Genomic DNA, 19,244 nt, shown 5'->3' on the forward strand with positions numbered 1-19,244 from the left:
GGGTCCGGTCCGGTGGGGGCCGGTCGCGCGGTTCCCCGCCCACCCGCGGGCGAACAAGGTCCCCCGGCAGGGCCACGCGGACATCCGTGACAATGGGGCCCGTGACGAATCATGAGGAACCCGAACGGCACGGTTCGCTGCTCCTCGACGAGCAGCTGTGCTTCGCGCTGTACGCGGCCCAGCGCGCGGTCACCGCCGCGTACCGTCCGCTGCTCGACGAACTCGGCCTCACCTACCCGCAGTACCTGGTCATGCTCTCGCTCTGGGAGCGCGGCGAGACCACCGTCAAGGAACTGGCGGGCGCCCTGCGGCTCGACTACGGCACGGTCTCGCCGCTGCTGAAGCGGCTGGAGTCGGCCGGCCTGCTGCGCCGGGAGCGGTCGCTGCGGGACGAGCGTTCGGTGCGGATCGCGCTCACCGGGCGCGGCGAGCAGCTCCGCGACCGCGCGGCGGCCGTCCCCGGCACCCTAGCCTCCGCCACCGGGCTGCACGGCCCCGAGGTGGCCCGGCTGCGTGAGGAACTGTGGCAGCTGACGGCACGGGCGACGAAGGCGGCGGGCCGTTGAGCGGGCCGGGCCGACCCGGCGGCCGAACTCCGGCCGACAGTGACCTTGTGTTACCCGTGGTTACTACCCCCTGGTAACCGCTCTCTCGTACCGACCGGTACCTTGTGCACGATGTATTCGTGCGCGCCTGTCCTGGGGAGGTCACGCGCTCGTCCTGGGGGAGGCCAAGGGAATGACTGACGACGCCGCGGTGGAGACCCGTTCCGATACCGGTCCCGGCGCCGGTCCCGATGCTCGTCCGGACACCCGTCCGACGAAGATCATGTACGTCGCCGAGGCCACCGCGCACGGCGGCCGGGACGGCTACATCACCAGTCAGGACGGCCAGATCGACCTCAAGGTCGCGATGCCGCCGTCGATGGGCGGGGACGGCAACGGCACCAACCCCGAGCAGTTGTTCGCCGCCGGGTACAGCTCCTGCTTCCACAACGCGCTGGTCCTCGTCGGCCGCCGCGCCGGTTACGACCTGACCGGCTCCACCGTCGCCGCGAAGGTCGGCATCGGCCCCAACAAGCAGCGCGGCTACGGCCTCGCCGTCGCCCTCAGCGTCTCCCTCCCGATCATCGACCAGGAGATCGCGGCCAAACTCGTCGACGCGGCCCACCAGGTCTGCCCGTACTCCAACGCGACCCGCGACAACATCGAGGTCACCATCCTGCTGGGCTGAGAACGGCCTGGAGGGGGCGGAGGTGCGCAGGCGCGGAGGCGGCCCCGGGCGGAGGAATCCCGGGCCGTGCGTGTACGTTGCACCGTCGTCGTGGCGAGTGAACGGACAGGGAGCGCCGACGTGGACGTGAACGGCACAGTCGCCGAGGGCTTCGAGCCGGTCAGGGCCGCGTTCGTACGCAACTTCGAGGCGCTCGGCGAGCGGGGCGCGGCGGTCGTCGTGTACCGGCACGGGCGCAAGGTCGTCGACCTGTGGGCCGGCACCCGGGACGTCGACGGCGACGAGCCCTGGCAGCACGGCACCGCCCAGATCATGCGCTCGGCGACGAAGGGCGTCGCCGCCGCGGTGCCGCTGATGCTGGCCGAGCGCGGGGAGTTGGACCTCGACGCGCCGGTGGGCCGGTACTGGCCGGAGTTCAAGGCGCAGGGCAAGGACCGTGTGCTGGTGCGGCAGGTCCTCAGCCATCAGGCCGGGCTCCCGGTCCTCGACCAACCCCTCACCCCCGCCGAGGCGCTGGACCCGCGCCGGGGCCCGGCGGCCGTGGCCGCGCAGACCCCCGCCTGGGAGCCCGGCACCGACCACGGCTACCACCCCCTGACGTACGGCTGGATGCTCGACGAACTGGTCCGGCGCGTGACCGGCCGGGGGACCGGCGAGTGGATCGCGTCGGACATCGCCGCCCCGCTGGGCCTGGACTCGGACCTGTGGCTGGGACTGCCGGACGCGGTGGCGGCGGCGGGGCGGGTGGGCCGCGCGGGCCGTCTGGAGTCGGCGCCCGAGCCCACGGGCAACCTCCGGGTGCGCGCGAAGCGCTCGGTCACCGAGGCCTACGACGACCCGGCCTCCCTCACCCGCCGCGCCTTCGCCGCGATCACCCCGTTCCCCGACCAGAACGACCCCGCGTACCGGGCTTCCGCCCTCCCCGCGACCAACGGCATAGCCACGGCGGACGGCCTGGCCCGCTTCTACGCGGCGCTCGTCGGCGAGGTCGACGGCGTACGGCTGTTCGGCCCGGCGACCATGGAGGCGGCCCGTGCCGAGGAATCCTCCGGCCCCGACCGCGTCCTCGTCATCAACACCCGCTTCGGCCTCGGCTACATGCTCCACGGCACCGCCTCCCCGCTGCTCGGTGCCGGCTCCTTCGGCCACCCCGGCCGAGGCGGCCCCCTGGGCTTCGCCGACCCCGAATCGGGCATTGCCCTGGGCTACGTCACGAACGGCTACCGCAAGACGGTGACGGCGGACCCGAGGGCACAGGCGCTGGTGAGGGCGGTGCGGGAGGCGCTGGTCTAGATTCGGGTGACGAGGCGCGCGACGCTCACCGCGAAGCGCGGCCGTCACGGGTGAGCGGCCGGACCGGCCCAGGGCTCCCCCGCTGGTGTCCTGGCCCGATCCCGGTGTTCCGGACGGCCGCACTCCGCGGCGGCGATCACCAGGATGCGCGGAAATCCGGCCAATGTCATTGGCTGACGGTCCACTGCCACTTGGCAACGCGTCCACTGTTTGCGCCCACCACACGCAACAGCCAACCGGCAGCCACCCGTACCGGGCACGGGAGGCCGCGCCCTCGCCCTGTCGGGCACCCGCGGCCGCGTTCGTGGCGAGGGCGGGTGGGCACAGTGGTTGTCGGTCGCTTTCGCTCGGAGAGCTTCGGGAGATTTCGGGAGATTTCTGAAGAGCTTTAGAGAGCTATCGGGTGTGACGTTCGGCCCGATGTCTCGTCTATTTCGTCGTGGGCCTTGGTGAGGAGCCTCATGGCGAGCTCGTTCAGGGCCCTCGCCCCGGCTATCTCCTCGCCGACCCGGGGCTGGTTGGAGTCGGTCTGGTGGCGGCTGGCGTAGCCGTTTGCGCGTACTTCGTTCCCGTCGGGGAGCCGTACGAGGGCCACCGCCCGTGTGCGCTGGTCGTCTTCCTGGAACTCCAGCTCGATGTGCCATCCCACTGCGGTCTTCATCATGACGATCACCTCCGGAACCGCTCTTTCCAGAGTGCTCCTCCGCGCCCGGGGATGCACGGCCGGCCCGGCACACATCGACGTGTCCCGCCTACCCGGCCCGCAACATCAGCCCGATCCCCACCACCAGCAGCCCCGCCGCCACGAGCCGCGGCGCCCCGAACCGTTCCTTGAAGAACACCGCCCCGATCGCCGCCCCCACGATGATCGACGACTCCCGCAGGGCCGCGATGGGCGCCAACTCGGCCTTCGTCTGGGCCCACAGGACCAGCCCGTACGCCGCCACGGACAGCGCCGCGCCGAGCAGGCCCACGACGGCGAACGGCCGGAGCAGGGCGACCGTCTCGCCGCGCCACCGCCAGACCGCGTACGCGGGGATCGCCAGCCCCTCCAGGGCCATCAGCCACGCGATGTAGCTCAGGGCGGACCCGGAGGCCCGTACGCCGAGGCCGTCCACGACCGTGTACGTGGCGATCGACAGGCCCGTGGCCAGCGCCGCCCCGATCGCCGCCCAGTGCGGCCGGTCGCCGCGCAGCCCCCACAGCGCGACCCCGGTCAGCCCGGCGCAGCTCAGCAGGATGCCGGCCGCCGCCCAGCCGTCCGGCACCTCGTGGGCGAAGACCGCGGCGAGGACGGTGACGACGAGGGGCGCGGAGCCGCGTGCGATGGGGTACGCCTGGCCGAAGTCGCCCAGCCGGAAGGAGGTCATCAGCAGCACGTAGTACACGAGGTGCACGACCGTCGAGGCGATCAGGTACGGCCACGCGCCGGCCTCCGGGAGCGGCACGAACGGCACCATCACGAACCCGATCAGCGCCCCGCCGCCGGATATCAGCGTGAACCCGACGAGCTTGTCCGTGATCTTGTGGGCGATCGCGTTCCAGCTGGCATGGGTGACCGCGGCGAGCAGCACCGCCGCGGTGACGACCGGCGTCACGCCTTCGGCTCGCGGACGCCTTCGCCGGCTTCCCGTCCTTCGGCGGCTTCCCGGACGTCCACCAGGGTGGCGCCCGCGTGCCTGATCAGCGACTTGGGGTCCATGGGGAAGACGGTGTACGGGGTGCCGGCCGCCGCCCACACCGTCGCGTGGTCGAGGAGCGAGCGGTCCGCCAGGACGCGGGTCCTCGTTCGGTGCCCGAAGGGCGGGACCCCGCCGATCGCGTACCCGGTCGTCTCCCGTACGACGTCGGCGCGGGCCCGGGTGACCTTCGCGGCGCAGAGTTCACGCCGGACCAGCTCCAGATCGACCCTCGACGCGCCGTCCATGAGCACCAGCACCGGGACGCCGTCCGCCGCGAAGATCAACGACTTGCAGATCTCGCTCAGCTCGCAGCCGAGGGCGGCGGCCGCCTCCGCGGCGGTCCGTGTGGCTTCCGGGAACCGGCGGATCCGGGTGTGCAGTTCGCCCAGACCCAGCGCGGTGAGCGCCTCGGTGAAACGGGGGTGGGCTCCGGAGCCCTCGGTGTCCTGCGTGACGTTGGTCATGCCGGGCACGCTAGCGGTGCGTGTACCGGCCATGCGACCGGGTTGTCGAGGCTGTTCGTCGGGTGCGGGCCCGGTGGGGCTTCTCGCGCGGTTCCCCGCGCCCCTGAAAGCAGGGCCGCGCCCCCTGCCTTTCATCCGGGCGAGCGGGGCCCCGCTCGCCCGGCGGGCGAACAGCCCATCCAGCCACAGAGACGGCACTGGACCGGCAGATCCGTTTCGCTGACGATCAGGGGATGACAGAGACTCCGCCTACCCCGCCCGCCGGCGACCCCCGCGCCTTCCTGATCCTGCACGGCTGGCAGAACCACCGCCCGGCCGCGCACTGGCAGCACTGGCTGGCCGACCGGCTCACCGACCTGGGCCACGAGGTGGCGTACCCGCAGCTGCCGGAGGCGGACGACCCGGACCTGGAGCGGTGGCTGGCTGAACTGGACGCGCTGCTGGGGGAGTTGGCGGGACGGCGGATCACGGTGGTCTGCCACAGCCTGGCCTGCCTGCTGTGGCTGCACGCGGTCGCGCGGGACGACGTCCTGGCCGGCCCCGTCGACCGCGTCCTGCTCGTCGCCCCGCCCGCCCCTGAGGTCCTCCTGGAGAACCCGGAGGTCGCCGAGTTCGCCCCGCCGACGCCGGCGCCCGCGCGGCTGGCCCTGGCCGCCTCGTACACCCGGGTCGTCGGCACCGACAACGATCCGTACTGCCCCGGTGGCGCGGCCGTCAGGTACGCCGAACCGCTGGGCCTGCCCGCCGACGTGCTGCCGGGCGCGGCCCACCTGGACCTGGACGCGGGCTACGGTTCCTGGCCGTCGATGTTCGACTGGTGCCTGGAGGCGTCACCCGAGACGTATGAGAAGGCCCCCCTCCACGGCCGTACGTGACAAGGTGACCCGGCCGACGCGGGCCCGGGGCTCCGAGCGCGCGGCTCAGCCCCCGCTGCCCGCCCTCAGGAGCGCCGCCACGATCGGGCCCGCCGACTCGCTGCCGTGGCCGCCCTCCTGGACGACTCCGGCGGAGGCCAGGTCGCCCTTCCAGGCGGTGAACCAGCCGTTGGGCTCCTTCTGGCCGTCGACCTCGGCGGAGCCGGTCTTGGCACCGTAGTCGGGGCCGAGGCCCGACATCGCCTCGGCCGCCGTACCGGCCGCGGCGGTGTACTGGAGGAGTTCGCGGAGCTGGGAGCGGACTGTCTCGGACAGTGGCCGGGAGGCGGTGGCGAGGGTGCGGCCGTCGACGGACGGCGCGACCAGGTAGGGCTGCTTGAAGACGCCGGTTTTGGCCGTCGACACCACCGACGCCATGTTCAGCGGGTTCATCCGCACTCCGCCCTGGCCGATCAGCGAGGCCGCCATCGGGGCGGCGCTCTGCACGGGCACCGCGCCGTCGAAGCTGGACACGCCGATGGCCCAGTTGTTCAGGCCGAGCCCGAACACCTGCTGGGCCTCCAGGGTCAGGGAGTTGTCGTCCAGCTCCTTCGCCTGGGAGATGAAGGCGGTGTTGCAGGAGCGGGCGAAGCTCGCCTTGAAGGTGCCGCCCTTGATCTCGAACTTGTCGTCGTTCTGGAACTTCCAGCCGCCGTACGACGAGAACTTGGGGCACGGGTGGACCTTGCCCGCAGAGGCCAGGCCCTTGTCGAGGAGCAGCGCCGACGACACGATCTTCATCGTGGAGCCGGGGGCCAGGGAGCCCTGGAACGCCACGTTGAAGCTGCCGGAGTTCGCCGCGGCCAGGATCTCGCCGGTCGAGGGGCGCATCACGACCACCGACGCCCGCTTCGTGGCCGCCACCTTCGCCTCGGCGGTGGCCTGCAACGACGGGCTGAGCGTCGTCCTCAACTCACCCGGAGTGCCCTCGTTCAGCTCCAGCAGCGTCTTGTCGGCGGCCTTCTCCTTGCCGGACCCGGTGGACTTGGTGGAGTTCTCGGACGACTTGGACTCGGAGGTGCCGGACCTGCCGTCCGACGCGTCCTGTGCCGGGTCCGCCCGGACGATCCGCAGCTCGACGCCCGCCTTGCCGCCCGCCTTCTTGCCGTACTTCTCCCGCAGACCGTCCAGCACCGAGCCCAGCGACGGGTACTTCTCCGTCGTCAGCTCGCCGCCGTCCCGGTCGAGGGCCTTCACCGGGGGCGTGCCCGCCTCGCCGGTCACCAGGCGGTCGCCCTCGTCGAGGTCGGGGTGGACGACGGACGGCTGCCAGTCGACGACGGGTTCGCCGTCCTTCTCGGCCCGTACGACGGTGAGGGCGGACGCGTAGGCCACGGGCTTCTCCGTGCCCTTGTAGGCGACCGTGCCCTTCACCGTGAACGGCACCTTGTCGCCCGAGCGCTTGCCGCGGGTGAGGGTGACGTCCTTCACGTGGGCGTCCTTGGCGAATCCGGTCAGCGCGGTCTTCGCGGCCGCCGAGTCGTCCGTGGCGGCGGCGGCCTTCGTGACGGTGCCCTTCTGCCAGGAGGTGAGGAACGCGGTCGCGGCCGTACGGACCTCGCCGGCGGACAGGGGGCCGCTCTTCACGGCCTCGGCGCCGCCCGAACCGTCGTCGGCCGACGCGCCGGCGCCGAACACCGTGTACACGGCGACGGCGCCGCCACCGAGGGCCGCGACCGCCACTCCGCCCAGCACCAGGTGCCGCCGTGACCTCCCCGACTTCGCGGCCTTCCGCTCGTCGACACGCCTTCTCTTACCCACGCTCCCGACCTTCCGCTGCCCCTGGCTACCTCTCGTCCCTCAACGAGAACCACCACACTAGAGTCCCGCGGATCACTCCGTGGGTTCGGCCGGGATATGGGCGGGCGGGTGAGGGCTGGTCGCGCGCCGCGGCGGAGCCGCACGTCGACACAGCCCCGCGCCCCCGAAAAGCAGGGGCCGCGCCCCGTGCTCCTCGGCCCGCGGGGCCGTGTTTCTCAGGGGTGCGGGGAGCCGCGCGAGCAACCACACACCACCCGCACGCCGTAACGGATCCGCACCCCTACGGCGCGAACCGGGAACTCACCCCCCGGCTTTGAGCACATCCACCACGATCGGGCCGGCCGCCTCACCGCCACGGCCACCACCCTCCGACATCGCCGCCGCGGCCACATCCCCGCGGAACCCGGTGAACCAGCTGTCCGCCACGGCCTGCCCGTCGATCTCGGCGGACCCGGTCTTCGCCCCGATGTCCCCGTTGAGCGGGGACATGACGGTCGCGGCCGTGCCCTGCGTCGCGGTCAGCCGCATCATCTGCTTCAACTGCGACGACGTACCGGGCGACAGCCCCTTCGCCGTGGCCAACTCCCGGTCGTCCAGCTCGGGTGAGACCAGATACGGCTGCCGGAACGCACCCGTGATCGCCGTGGACGTCACCGACGCCATGTTCAACGGGTTCATCAGGACGTCACCCTGACCGATCGCGTTGGCGGCCCGGTTCGGCCCGCCGGAGGGCGGCACCTTGCCGTCCATGGAGACGATGCCCGTCTTCCAGTCGTCCCGGCCGATCCCGAACCGCTCCTGCGCCTCCTCGGTCAACGACGCGTCGGACAGCGGCTTCTCGTCGATCAGCTTGATGAAGGCCGTGTTGCAGGACCGTTCGAAGCTGTTGGCGAGCGTGGCGCTCGGCGTCTCGTCCGCCTTCATGCCCGGCAGGTTCTTGAAGGTCTGGCTCATCCAGGTGGCCGTGTCGGGGCAGGGGGCGGGGCCGTTCATGGAGGTCACGCCGTTGTCGATGAGCATCGCGGCGGTGACGATCTTCATCGTGGAGCCGGGCGGGAGTTCACCCTGGAAGGCCGCGTTGAAGCTGTCCTTGCGGTGGTTGGCGACGGCCAGCACCTGACCGGTGCTGGGCTGCAGGGCGACCACGGACGACTCGGCGTACTTCTTGACCGCCTGCTCGGCCGCCGCCTGCGTCCGCGCGCTGATCGTGGTCTCCAGCCTGCCCGCCTTGCCCTCGGCGAGGGTCAGCAGGGTGGTGTCGCCGGCGTCCGTGGCGGTGTGGTGGATGCCCAGCTCTATGCCGGGGGTGCCGCCCGCGTCGGCGCCGTAGCGTTCGCGCAGGGTGTCGAGGATCGGCCCGAGGGAGGGGTACTTCTCCTTGGTCAGCACCTTGCCGTCCCGGTCCACCGCCTCGATGGGCGCCGCCGCCGCCTCCTCGGTGAACAGCGTGTCGCCTGCCTTCAGCTCGGGGTGCACGACGGACGGCTGCCAGTCGACCAGGGCCCGCCCGGTGGTCTTCCCCCGCACGACGGTCAGCCGGCTCTTGTACGACAGTTCCTTGCTCTTGCCCTCGTACGACACGGTCGCCTCGACGGAGAACGGGACGGTCCGGCCGCCGGTCCCGGTGGGCTTGCCCGGCTCGATCCTCACGTCGTCGATCCGCGCGGTGCCGGTGAAGCTGCCGAAGACCTTGCCCGAGTCCACCGCGTCGTTCGTGTACGACGACGCCGTGGCCGAGTCGCCCTTCTCCCAGGCCGCGAAGAACTTCTCCGTCGTCTCCCGGACCTCGTCCGCACCCGGCGGCCCGGTCTGCTTCTCCGCGCTCCCGCCGTCCCCGTTGAGCGCCGTCACGAAGTTGTACCCGCCGTACCCGGCACCCCCCACCATCGCCGCGAAAACTCCGCCGACTATGGCGACCTTGACCCCCTTGCGCATGACGCGACTCCCCCTTTGAACGCGTTCAGAAACCGCTTTCCGAGGCTCACTGTAAACACGCCGGAGCAACGCATGGGAAAAATGCTTCCCGTGTGTGCCCTGATTGTTAGCCCAGGAGTCCCTCAGGAGCCCGGCACGCCGGATTCAGGCCATCACACCCAGGTATCCAGCCACATCCGCGACCGCCACGAGTCGATCGGGATGGGCTGGCCCGTGTAGATGGGCCAGAAGTAGATGAAGTTCCAGGCGATCAGGAGGACCAGCACGCCGGCTCCTGCCGCGCCGGCGACGCGGCGGCGTTCCGGGGCGCCGGGGGGGCCGAGGATGGCGCCGATCATCATGGTGACGGCGAGGCAGAGGAAGGGGAGGAAGACGACGGCGTAGAAGTAGAAGATCGTGCGTTCCTGGTAGAGGAACCACGGGAGGTAGCCGGCGGCGATGCCGCAGGCGATCGCGCCGGCGCGCCAGTCGCGGCGGAAGAACCAGCGCCACAGGACGTAGAGAACCGCGAACGCGGCGGCCCACCACAGAAGAGGCGTGCCGATGGCGAGGACCTCGCGGGCGCACTTGTCGGCGGTGTCGGTGGCGCAGCCGTCGTTGCCGGGCGACGGCGACTCGTAGAAGTACGAGACCGGGCGGCCGGCGACGATCCAGCTCCACGGGTTCGACTGGTACGTGTGCGGGGACGACAGGCCGACGTGGAACTCGTAGACCGCGTGCTCGTAGTGCCACAGACTGCGCAGCCAGTCCGGCAGCCAGCTGAACCAGCCGCCCTTGCCCTCGGTCGCGGCCCAGTCGCGGTAGTAACCGCCGGCGCCGTCGTCCGGGGAGACGATCCAGCCAGTCCAGGAGACCAGATAGGTGACGATCATGACCGGGACCGTGGACAGGAACGCGAGGCCCAGGTCGCGCTGGAGCGTCGCGATCAGCGGCTGACGGGCGCCGGCGACCTTGCGGGCCGCGTAGTCCCAGAGCACCGTCATGATCCCGAAGAACACCATGAAGTACAGGGCGTTCCACTTGGTGCCCAGAGCCAGGCCCAGGCAGAGGCCGGCCAGCAAGCGGTACGGGCGCAGGCCCAGGCGGGTCGTCTCGGCGATGAGGGAGTTGGGGCGCACGACCCCGTCGCCGTCCGGGGGGAGCGCGGCGGCCAGCCGTTCGCGTGCTCGGTCGCGGTCGATGACCAGGCAGCCGAACGCGGCCAGGACGAAGAACATCAGCACCTGGTCGAGCAGTGCCGTGCGGCTCATCACGAAGTGCAGGCCGTCCACCGCCATCAGCGCGCCCGCCAGGCAGCCGAGGAACGTCGAGCGGAAGATACGGCGGCCGATCCGGCAGAGCATCAGCACGGAGAGCGTGCCGAGCAGGGCCGTCATGAAGCGCCAGCCGAACGGGTCGAACCCGAACATCAGCTCGCCCAGACCGATCACGTACTTGCCGACCGGTGGGTGGACCACGTACGCCGCGTCCGTCGGGATCGGCACGTTCCCGTTGTTCTGGAGGATCAGCTCGTTGGCGTTCTTGGCCCAGTTGACCTCGTACCCGCGATGAACGATCGCCCACGCGTCCTTGGCGTAGTACGTCTCGTCGAATATCACCGCCTTGGGGCTGCCCAGGTTGTAGAACCGCGTCAGCCCCGCGACCAGCGTCACCAGCAGCGGACCACCCCACGCCGACCAGCGGACCAGGCGCGCCGCGGCCGCCTCGCGCAGCCCGAGCACGGCCAGGACGCGCGGGCTCGGCCGGGTGTACGGGGGCACCAGCCGGGTGCGGACGTCGCCTCTCGGTGGTGCCGCGTAGCCGAATCGGCGCAGGCGGTGCTGCCACGACGGCCGCTGCTCTTCGGTGGCCTGGTCCTGCCGGGTGTCCGTGGAGGACGCGGTACTGGTCACCGCGCCATCGTAGGGAACACCGCTGTGGGAGTCCCGTGGGAACGGAATGTGGGGCGTGGGGCGTGGGGCGCTTTCCGGGGTGTGGGTGCGCGTGGCAGGGCGACCGCGGGTGGCGTGTGGCCGGGCGCGCCCACGCGGCGGAGCCGCGTTTCGGCACCGTCCCGCGCCCCTTCGGCGGTTTCGCCCCTGGGAGGATGGGTGGGTGACAGGAATCCTTGTGTTGGCAGGTACCCCCATCGGTGATGTTTCGGATGCGCCGCCCCGGCTCGCCCAGGAGTTGGCCGGTGCGGACGTGGTCGCCGCCGAGGACACCCGGCGGCTCCGGCGGCTCACCCAGGCGCTGGGCGTGCAGCCGGGCGGGCGGATCGTCTCCTACTTCGAGGGCAACGAGGCGGCGCGCACGCCGGAACTCGTCGAGGCGCTGGTGGGCGGGGCGCGGGTGCTGCTGGTCACGGACGCGGGGATGCCGTCGGTCTCCGACCCCGGGTACCGGCTCGTCGCCGCCGCCGTGGAGAAGGACATCCGCGTCACGGCCGTACCGGGGCCCTCGGCCGTGCTCACCGCGCTCGCGCTGTCCGGGCTGCCCGTCGACCGGTTCTGCTTCGAGGGGTTCCTGCCGCGCAAGGCCGGGGAGCGGCTCGGACGGCTGCGTGAGGTCGCGGAGGAACGGCGGACCCTCGTGTACTTCGAGGCGCCCCACCGCCTGGACGCGACGCTCGCGGCGATGGCCGAGGCCTTCGGCGCGCAGCGGCGGGCCGCCGTGTGCCGTGAGCTGACCAAGACGTACGAGGAAATCAAGCGGGGCCCTCTCGGGGAGTTGGCCGAGTGGGCGGCGGCCGGTGTGCGCGGGGAGATCACCGTCGTGGTCGAGGGGGCGCCGGAGAAGGGGCCGGAGGAGCTGGACGCGGCGGAGTTGGTGCGGCGGGTTCGGGTGCGGGAAGAGGCGGGGGAGCGGCGCAAGGAGGCGATCGCCGCGGTGGCCGTTGAGGCGGGGTTGCCGAAGAGAGAGGTCTTCGACGCGGTGGTGGCTGCGAAGCGTTCGGCGCCATAGGCGTGACGGGGCGTTCGGCGGCGTAGGGGCGGGGGTGCGTTCGCCGGCGCGGGCCCGGCGGGGCTTCTCGCGCGGTTCCCCGCGCCCGCGAGAGCCACGACGCGCCCGCACTCCGCGACGCGCAACGCACGCCCCTGTGCGCCCTGAACGAGCCTCCACGCCCCATGCCTCGGCAAAGCCGAGCAAAGCACAGCCCTCGCGCGGACGGCCTTCCCACAAGGGAGGGCCAAAACGGCTTCAACAGTCGGCAGGTGGGGTGCCGTTCAGGTCCGCCGAGGCGTCCACTGGGTGGTGGAGGACGTACTCGTCCTCACCGTCCAGCGGACCAGAGGAGCTGGCAATGACCGAGATCGCAGAGCGGACCGTCCTGCGGGACACCGCCACCGCCGTCGTTCACGAGTCGTATGCGTTCGCCTGCATGCGCTGCGGCCACGGCTGGGAGCAGTCGTACGAGATCGAGCACCACAACGACGCCCAGGGGCACGACTTCGTGATGTACGTGGCCGACGACAAGGTCGTGCCGTCCCCGCTGTCGAAGCCCGCGTGCCAGAACTGCGACGGCCATGTCGTACGAATCATGCGGGCGGGCCAGGTGTCGTCGGTCCGCGACGCCGAGCGCCGGCGGCACGTGCCGAAGCCGCGCCCGGCGAACGCGTCGGACGCGGAGGCGCCGGACGCGGCGGAGCCCACGGAGCACCACCACTGGCACCTGTCCGACCTGCTGCACCCGTTCCACCGCAGGGCGAGCTGACCCCACCGCCAGGCGAGCTGATCCTCCCCCGGTGAGCCTGGAGGGCATGCCCCGATCCTGCGATTCGTAGGATCGGGGCATGCCTTCGAACGACTCCGGCAACGCGTCCGGCAAGAACGCCAAGAACGCCGCGCCCCCGCTCCCCGAACCCCTCCGGGTGCCGGTCGCGGATTCGCACACGCATCTGGACATGCAGTCCGGCACGGTCGAGGAGGGCCTCGCGAAGGCCGCCTCCGTGGGGGTGACGACGGTCGTCCAGGTCGGCTGCGACATCAAGGGCTCGCGCTGGGCCGCCGAGACGGCCGAGCGGTACGCGGCGGTCCACGCGACGGTCGCGCTGCACCCCAACGAGGCGCCGCGGATCGTGCACGGCGACCCGGACGGCTGGTCCCGGCAGGGCACGCGTACGCCCGGCGGCACCGCCGCGCTCGACGACGCGCTCGCGGAGATCGACCGGCTGGCCGCGTTGGAGCAGGTCAAGGGGGTCGGGGAGACGGGGCTCGACTACTTCCGGACCGGGCCGGAGGGCAAGGCCGCCCAGGAGCGGTCCTTCCGCGCACACATCGAGATCGCCAAGCGGCACGGCAAGGCGCTGGTCATCCACGACCGCGACGCCCACGACGACGTGTTGCGGATCCTGAAGGAGGAGGGCGCGCCCGAGCGGACCGTCTTCCACTGCTACTCCGGTGACGCCGACATGGCCGCCGTGTGCGCCGAGCACGGCTACTTCATGTCCTTCGCCGGGAACATGACCTTCAAGAACGCCCAGCCGCTGCGCGACGCCCTCGCCGTCTCGCCCCTCGAACTCGTCCTCGTCGAGACCGACGCGCCCTTCCTGACGCCCGCGCCGTACCGCGGACGGCCCAACGCGCCATATCTCATTCCGGTCACGGTTCGGGCGATGGCCGCGGTGCGGGGCATCGACGAGGACGCGCTGGCGACGGCGCTCGCGGCGAACACGGCGAGGGCGTTCGATTACTGAAGGGTCACGCTCTGTCAGCCGTCCGGGGGGCCCAAAAAGATGATCAGTGGCCCGTGTCGCGACACTGCGTGACCACGTTGCTTTGGAGGGTGATCGGAGTCCGCTAGGTTCACGTCGCCCGACCCGGACCCGGATCCCCTCTGGAGCGTGTCGTCGTGAGTAACGTGCAGTCGTCGTCGTACGAGACCTATGGCCCTCCGGACGACACGAGTTGGCAGCCGGCGCGGTATGACGCCGAGCCGCCGCAGTACGTCGCAGAGCCGCCGCAGTACGACGCCGAGTCACCGCCGTACGAGGCTGAGACGCTGTCGTACGAGGTCTATGCGGACACGTACCGGCCCGCATACCAGGGCCGGTCCGCCCGTGAGGGCCGGCCCGGCCGTGACGTGTCGGAAGAGCTGATCCCCGAGCCCGCCGTGCCGGTGGGTGGTGGGCGGGGTGGCTCCCGGCGCACCGTGCGGCGCAGGCGGGCCGCCGGGAGGCCCGGTTCGCTGCGGCGGCTGGTGCCGCAGGCGCTGGTGGTGGCGTTCCTCGCGGGCGGGACCTCCGCGTTCGTGGCGAAGGACAAGGCGATCGAGCTGACCGTCGACGGACGGCCGCGCACGCTGCACACCTTCGCCGACGACGTCTCCGAGCTGCTCGCCGACGAAGGCGTCGCCTTCGGCGCCCACGATGTCATCGCACCCGCCCCCGGCACCGCGCTGAGCAGCGGTGACGAGGTCGCCGTGCACTACGGGCGGCCCGTCGGCCTCACCCTCGACGGCCGGCCGCACAAGGTCTGGACGACCGCCCGCACGGTGGACGGGGCACTCCAGCAGCTCGGGGTGCGTGCGGAGGGCGCGTACGTGTCGACCTCGCGCTCCCGGCGCATCGGGCGTGAGGGGCTGGAGCTGGACGTCCGGACCGAGCGCACCGTCACGATCATGGCGGACGGGCGGACGCGCACGATCCGGACGAACGCGGCGACCGTGGGGGAGGCGGTGGAGCAGGCCGGGGTCACCCTGCGCGGGGAGGACACCACCTCGGTCGCGTGGGCGAGCTTCCCCCGGGACGGGCAGGCGGTGACCGTACTGCGGGTGACCGGGTCCCAGGAGGTCCGCGAGGTGCCGATCCCGTTCCGGGTGCTCCGCGCCGAGGACCCCTCGCTCTTCCGGGGCACCGAGGTCGTCGAGCGGGCCGGTCATCCGGGCACGCGCCGGAGCACGTACGCGCTCCGCACGGTCAACGGGGTCAGGCAGCGGCCGCGGCTGCTCCGCACGGAGGTCGTGCGTGAGCCGCAGGACCAGATCGTGAAGGTCGGGACGAAGGCGATGCCGACGTCCGCGGCGGGGGCGGAGGGGTTGAACTGGTCCGGGCTCGCCGAGTGCGAGTCCGGGGGGCGGCCGAACGCGGTCGATCCCTCCGGGACGTACGGGGGGCTGTATCAGTTCGATACGCGGACCTGGCAGAGCCTCGGCGGCAGTGGTCGTCCCCAGGATGCCTCGGCGGGCGAACAGACCCTCCGCGCGAAGAAGTTGTACGTCCAGCGGGGGGCGAGCCCTTGGCCGCATTGCGGTGCGCGGCTGCGGGGGTGAGGGTGCCTCGGGGGGTGGGGGCGCCTCAGGGGTCGGGGGTTCGGTGCGTCGGCGAGTGCGGGTGCGTCGTGGTTGCCCGCGCAGTTCCCCGCGCCCCTGAAAAGCAGGGGCTGCGCCCCGTGCTTCTCGACCCGCAGACCGTCGTCTTCTCAGGCCCCGAGGACCGTCGTAGGGCTTGGTCTTTCAGGCCCCGTGGGGCCCGGTTCTTCAGGGGCGCGGGGAACTGCGCGACCAGCCCCCACGCACCCGCACTCGCGGACGAACCGTACCCCCGACCCCTGAGGCGCCCAAGAACCAGGGCGCGGCCCCCGACCCGTACCCTTGAGCCGTGAGCAGCCCCCCCGACGCCCTACTGGGCCCCGCCGACGTCCGTGAACTCGCGGCAGCGCTCGGCGTGCGCCCCACCAAACAGCGCGGCCAGAACTTCGTGATCGACGCGAACACGGTCCGCCGGATCGTGCGGACCGCGGACGTCCGTCCGCAGGACACGGTCGTCGAGGTGGGCCCGGGTCTCGGCTCCCTCACCCTCGCCCTGCTGGAGGTGGCGGACAGGGTCACGGTCGTCGAGATCGACGACGTCCTCGCCGCCGCGCTGCCCGCCACCATCGCCGCCCGCATGCCCACCCGCGCCGACCGTTTCGCCCTCGTGCACTCGGACGCGATGCAGGTGACCGAGCTTCCCGGGCCGGCCCCCACGGCCCTCGTCGCGAACCTGCCCTACAACGTCGCCGTCCCCGTGCTGCTGCACATGCTGGAGACCTTCCCGACCATCGAGCGCACCCTCGTGATGGTCCAGGCGGAGGTCGCCGACCGGCTCGCCGCCGGGCCGGGCTCGAAGGTGTACGGCGTGCCGTCGGTGAAGGCGAACTGGTACGCGGAGGTCAAGCGGGCCGGGTCGATCGGGCGGAACGTCTTCTGGCCGGCGCCGAACGTCGACAGCGGGCTCGTCTCGCTCGTCCGCCGGACCGAGCCGATCAAGACCACCGCCGCCAGACGGGACGTGTTCGCGGTCGTCGACGCGGCCTTCGCCCAGCGGCGCAAGACGCTGCGGGCCGCCCTCGCCGGGTGGGCCGGTTCCGCGGCCGCCGCCGAGGCCGCCCTCGTGGCCGCCGGAGTCTCTCCGCAGGCCCGCGGCGAGTCCCTGACGGTCGAGGAGTTCGCCGCCATCGCCGAGAACCGCGTCTCCGAGGACGCAGGCCACAGCGACACCCGCGTCTCCGCAGGCAGCGACAGCCGCGTCGCGGGAAACACCGACACCGAGGAGCCCACTCAGTCGTGAGCGTCACCGTTCGCGTCCCCGCCAAGGTCAATGTGCAGCTCGCGGTCGGCGGTGCCCGGCCCGACGGCTTCCACGGCCTGGCCAACGTCTTCCTCGCCGTCGGGCTGTACGACGAGGTCACCGCCACCCCCGCCGACGAGCTGACCGTCACCTGTGAGGGCCCCGGCGCCGACCAGGTCCCCCTGGACCGTACGAACCTCGCCGCGCGGGCCGCGCTCGCGCTGGCGGAACGCCACGGCGTCGAGGCCGCCGTACACCTGCACATCGCCAAGGACATCCCCGTCGCGGGCGGCATGGCCGGCGGCAGCGCGGACGCGGCCGGCGCGCTCCTGGCCTGCGACACGCTATGGGGCACGAACGCCTCGCGCGACGAACTCCTCGACATCTGCGCGGAGTTGGGCAGCGATGTGCCGTTCGCTCTGGTGGGCGGGGCGGCCCTCGGGACCGGGAGGGGCGAACAGCTTCGGCCCCTCGACGTGGGCGGCCCGTTCCACTGGGTCTTCGCGGTCGCCGACGGCGGCCTCTCCACCCCCGCTGTCTACCGTGAGTTCGACCGGCTTCACGCGCACGACGTCGTCCCCGAGCCCGTCGCCTCCCAGGTGCTGCTGGACGCCCTCGCCAAGGGGGACGTCGACGCGCTCGCGGCCTTCCTGCCGGGCTCCAACGGCCTCCAGCCCGCCGCCCTCTCACTCTTCCCGAAGCTGACCGACACCCTCGCCGAGGGCCTCGCGGCCGGCGCGCTCGCCGCGCTCGTCTCCGGGTCGGGCCCGACCACGGCCTTCCTCGCCCGGGACGCCGACTCGGCCCGCACCATCGCCGAGGGGCTGCGCGCGTCCGGTACGTGCCGGGCGGCGCGCGTGGCCGTCTCACCCGCGCCGGGGGCGACCGTGATCCCGGCAGCCCAACCGTAGGTACTCAGAGGTGAGTTGAGTACGTGAGCGCTGACGCCCACCCGGGCGCCGGCGCGACCGTACTCCCATGAGTGCAAGCGTGAGTGCGAGCGAGCTCGCCGCCGTCACCCCGTCCACCCGCGATCGGTACGTCGACCTCCTGCGCGTCGCCTCCCTCGGCACGGTCGTCCTCGGCCACTGGCTGATGGCGGCGGTCACGACCGGTGCCGGGGGCAACGGCCAGGTCGAGGTGGGCAACCTCCTCGCCGTCGAGCCGCGGCTGCAGATCCTCACCTGGGCCCTGCAGATCATGCCGGTGTTCTTCTTCGTCGGCGGCTTCTCGCACGCCCTCTCCTACCGCTCGCTCAGCCGAAAGAGCACCGGCGAGGGGGCTTCCGTCTACCCGGCCTTCCTCCGTGCCCGCCTCCAGCGGCTGCTGCGGCCCACCATGGTGTTCATAGGGGTGTGGGGCGCCGCCGCCGTCCTCCTCCAACTCGTGGGCGAGGGAGGGGGACTGCTCGACGTGGCGCTGCGACTGGTCGCGCAGCCGCTGTGGTTCATCGGGATCTATCTCGCGATGGTCGCCTTCACTCCGCCGCTGCTCAAGCTGCACGAGCGATGGGGGTGGGGCGCGTTCGGCGGGCTCGTGGCGGCTGCCGCGCTCGTCGACGTACTGCGCTTCGCGCTCGACGTCCCCTTCGTCGAGTTCCTCAACTTCGCCTTCGTGTGGCTCGCGATCCACCAGCTCGGATTCCTGCGCGCCGACGGGCGGTTGACGCGGCCGTACCTGCTTGCCGGGGCCGGGCTCGCGGGGGCCGCGCTGCTGGTGGCGTACGGGCCGTATCCGCTGTCGATGGTCGGGATGCCGGGCGAGAAGGTGTCGAACATGGCGCCGCCGACCTTCGCGCTGCTGTGCCACGGGCTGTGGCTGGTCGGCGCGGTGGAGTGGCTGCGCGGGCCGGTCGGGCGGTGGCTGGAGCGGCCGAAGGTGTGGCGGGCGGTCGTGGCGGCCAACGGCATCTCGATGACCGCGTTCCTGTGGCACCTTTCGGCCATGCTCGGGGTGTACGGCGTCCTGCTCGCCCTCGGCGTCGACCTGCCCGCGCCCGCGTCGGGTGCCTGGTGGGCCCAACTGCCCCCGCGCATCGCCGCGGCGGTCGTCCTCACGGCGGTCCTCATCGCCGCCTTCCGGAGCTTCGAGCGACCTGCCGCACGTTCCACCACCCCGCGCCCGCCAGGGAGTTCGCGCGGGTCGACGGCGTACTCCGGACCGGCCGCCACCGTCGGTGTCGTGCTCTGTCTCTTCGGGGTGCTGGGGCTGTCGATGGTCGGGTTCGGCGGGCTGTTCGAGGGGCGTACGGCTCTGTTGATCGCCGTTCAGGTGAGCGCGCCCGTGGCGGTGGCGATGACCCTCGTCGGGTGGCTGCTGGTGGAGCGGGCGGGCCGCGGGCTCTCGGCGGATGTCCGGCACGGGTGAGCGGTGACTCGAAGGCGTACCGGTGTCGCCACCGTCGTCCTCGCCGCCGTCCCCGCCGTCGTCCTC

General features: G+C 72.1%; 17 protein-coding genes. 11 read left to right on the forward strand and 6 right to left on the reverse strand.

Annotated features, from left to right (window positions below; translation table 11 throughout):
• Nucleotides 1–92 precede the first annotated feature (92 nt).
• From OG622_RS29425 to OG622_RS29435, 3 genes are all read left to right on the forward strand, one after another.
• Nucleotides 93–566 (forward strand): MarR family winged helix-turn-helix transcriptional regulator, encoded by a 474-nt coding sequence (locus OG622_RS29425; protein WP_371579637.1) that lies wholly within the window; start codon nucleotides 93–95, stop codon nucleotides 564–566.
• Between the two features lie 172 nt (nucleotides 567–738).
• Nucleotides 739–1,233, forward strand: a complete 495-nt coding sequence (locus tag OG622_RS29430; protein WP_371579638.1) for an organic hydroperoxide resistance protein — start codon at nucleotides 739–741, stop codon at nucleotides 1,231–1,233.
• Nucleotides 1,234–1,353: 120 nt separating this feature from the next.
• Nucleotides 1,354–2,526, forward strand: coding sequence for a serine hydrolase domain-containing protein (locus OG622_RS29435; RefSeq protein WP_371584256.1), 1,173 nt, complete (start codon nucleotides 1,354–1,356; stop codon nucleotides 2,524–2,526).
• A gap of 388 nt (nucleotides 2,527–2,914) precedes the next feature.
• Here OG622_RS29435 and OG622_RS29440 read toward each other — a convergent pair whose 3' ends face one another.
• The 3 genes from OG622_RS29440 to OG622_RS29450 all read right to left on the reverse strand — a co-directional run bounded on the left by OG622_RS29440 (nucleotide 2,915) and on the right by OG622_RS29450 (nucleotide 4,672).
• Nucleotides 2,915–3,190 carry a DUF1876 domain-containing protein gene (locus OG622_RS29440; RefSeq protein ID WP_371579639.1) on the reverse strand — a complete coding sequence of 92 codons (276 nt, stop codon included), beginning with the start codon at nucleotides 3,188–3,190 and terminating at the stop codon, nucleotides 2,915–2,917.
• Between the two features lie 88 nt (nucleotides 3,191–3,278).
• Entirely contained in the window at nucleotides 3,279–4,124 is an 846-nt protein-coding gene (locus tag OG622_RS29445) for an EamA family transporter (protein ID WP_371579640.1), read from the reverse strand.
• On the reverse strand, nucleotides 4,121–4,672 hold the full coding sequence (locus OG622_RS29450) for a YbaK/EbsC family protein (protein ID WP_371579641.1): 552 nt from the start codon (nucleotides 4,670–4,672) through the stop codon (nucleotides 4,121–4,123). Before OG622_RS29450 ends, OG622_RS29445 begins: the two co-directional genes overlap by 4 nt.
• 233 nt (nucleotides 4,673–4,905) lie before the next feature.
• On the opposite strand from OG622_RS29450, the gene OG622_RS29455 reads away from it, so the two are divergent.
• Nucleotides 4,906–5,547: an RBBP9/YdeN family alpha/beta hydrolase gene (locus OG622_RS29455; protein ID WP_371579642.1), complete on the forward strand. Its 642-nt coding sequence runs from the start codon at nucleotides 4,906–4,908 to the stop codon at nucleotides 5,545–5,547.
• Nucleotides 5,548–5,592: 45 nt separating this feature from the next.
• On the opposite strand, the gene OG622_RS29460 is transcribed toward OG622_RS29455, so the two are convergent.
• The 3 genes from OG622_RS29460 to OG622_RS29470 all read right to left on the reverse strand — a co-directional run bounded on the left by OG622_RS29460 (nucleotide 5,593) and on the right by OG622_RS29470 (nucleotide 11,174).
• A complete protein-coding gene (locus tag OG622_RS29460; protein WP_371579643.1) occupies nucleotides 5,593–7,347 on the reverse strand; it encodes a penicillin-binding transpeptidase domain-containing protein in 1,755 nt (584 codons plus the stop codon).
• A gap of 300 nt (nucleotides 7,348–7,647) precedes the next feature.
• A complete protein-coding gene (locus OG622_RS29465) occupies nucleotides 7,648–9,282 on the reverse strand; it encodes a penicillin-binding transpeptidase domain-containing protein (protein WP_371579644.1) in 1,635 nt (544 codons plus the stop codon).
• A 152-nt stretch (nucleotides 9,283–9,434) separates the two neighbouring features.
• Nucleotides 9,435–11,174, reverse strand: a complete 1,740-nt coding sequence (locus OG622_RS29470; RefSeq protein ID WP_371579645.1) for a dolichyl-phosphate-mannose--protein mannosyltransferase — start codon at nucleotides 11,172–11,174, stop codon at nucleotides 9,435–9,437.
• Between the two features lie 202 nt (nucleotides 11,175–11,376).
• Here OG622_RS29470 and rsmI point away from each other — a divergent pair, with 202 nt between their 5' ends.
• From rsmI to OG622_RS29505, 7 genes are all read left to right on the forward strand, one after another.
• Nucleotides 11,377–12,225 (forward strand): 16S rRNA (cytidine(1402)-2'-O)-methyltransferase, encoded by an 849-nt coding sequence (rsmI, locus tag OG622_RS29475; protein ID WP_371579646.1) that lies wholly within the window; start codon nucleotides 11,377–11,379, stop codon nucleotides 12,223–12,225.
• Between the two features lie 340 nt (nucleotides 12,226–12,565).
• Nucleotides 12,566–12,976 carry a hypothetical protein gene (locus tag OG622_RS29480; RefSeq protein ID WP_371579647.1) on the forward strand — a complete coding sequence of 137 codons (411 nt, stop codon included), beginning with the start codon at nucleotides 12,566–12,568 and terminating at the stop codon, nucleotides 12,974–12,976.
• A 79-nt stretch (nucleotides 12,977–13,055) separates the two neighbouring features.
• Nucleotides 13,056–13,958 carry a TatD family hydrolase gene (locus OG622_RS29485; protein ID WP_371579648.1) on the forward strand — a complete coding sequence of 301 codons (903 nt, stop codon included), beginning with the start codon at nucleotides 13,056–13,058 and terminating at the stop codon, nucleotides 13,956–13,958.
• Between the two features lie 155 nt (nucleotides 13,959–14,113).
• Nucleotides 14,114–15,532, forward strand: coding sequence for a ubiquitin-like domain-containing protein (locus OG622_RS29490; protein WP_371579649.1), 1,419 nt, complete (start codon nucleotides 14,114–14,116; stop codon nucleotides 15,530–15,532).
• Between the two features lie 328 nt (nucleotides 15,533–15,860).
• Nucleotides 15,861–16,811 (forward strand): 16S rRNA (adenine(1518)-N(6)/adenine(1519)-N(6))-dimethyltransferase RsmA, encoded by a 951-nt coding sequence (gene rsmA, locus OG622_RS29495; RefSeq protein WP_371579650.1) that lies wholly within the window; start codon nucleotides 15,861–15,863, stop codon nucleotides 16,809–16,811.
• Nucleotides 16,808–17,722 (forward strand): 4-(cytidine 5'-diphospho)-2-C-methyl-D-erythritol kinase, encoded by a 915-nt coding sequence (locus tag OG622_RS29500; protein ID WP_371579651.1) that lies wholly within the window; start codon nucleotides 16,808–16,810, stop codon nucleotides 17,720–17,722. Before rsmA ends, OG622_RS29500 begins: the two co-directional genes overlap by 4 nt.
• 67 nt (nucleotides 17,723–17,789) lie before the next feature.
• Entirely contained in the window at nucleotides 17,790–19,178 is a 1,389-nt protein-coding gene (locus OG622_RS29505; protein ID WP_371579652.1) for an acyltransferase, read from the forward strand.
• The last annotated feature ends 66 nt before the right edge of the window (nucleotides 19,179–19,244 follow it).

The organism is Streptomyces sp. NBC_01314, assembly GCF_041435215.1.
GTDB lineage: Bacteria > Actinomycetota > Actinomycetes > Streptomycetales > Streptomycetaceae > Streptomyces.

Coding starts and splice junctions, on each gene's coding strand:
- OG622_RS29505 (WP_371579652.1), top strand. CDS start 17,790: ATGAGTGCAAGCGTGAGTGCGAGCGAGCTCGCCGCCGTCACCCCGTCC.
- OG622_RS29425 (WP_371579637.1), top strand. CDS start 93: ATGGGGCCCGTGACGAATCATGAGGAACCCGAACGGCACGGTTCGCTG.
- OG622_RS29485 (WP_371579648.1), top strand. CDS start 13,056: ATGCCTTCGAACGACTCCGGCAACGCGTCCGGCAAGAACGCCAAGAAC.
- OG622_RS29430 (WP_371579638.1), top strand. CDS start 739: ATGACTGACGACGCCGCGGTGGAGACCCGTTCCGATACCGGTCCCGGC.
- OG622_RS29440 (WP_371579639.1), bottom strand. CDS start 3,190: ATGATGAAGACCGCAGTGGGATGGCACATCGAGCTGGAGTTCCAGGAA.
- OG622_RS29465 (WP_371579644.1), bottom strand. CDS start 9,282: ATGCGCAAGGGGGTCAAGGTCGCCATAGTCGGCGGAGTTTTCGCGGCG.
- OG622_RS29450 (WP_371579641.1), bottom strand. CDS start 4,672: ATGACCAACGTCACGCAGGACACCGAGGGCTCCGGAGCCCACCCCCGT.
- OG622_RS29480 (WP_371579647.1), top strand. CDS start 12,566: ATGACCGAGATCGCAGAGCGGACCGTCCTGCGGGACACCGCCACCGCC.
- OG622_RS29455 (WP_371579642.1), top strand. CDS start 4,906: ATGACAGAGACTCCGCCTACCCCGCCCGCCGGCGACCCCCGCGCCTTC.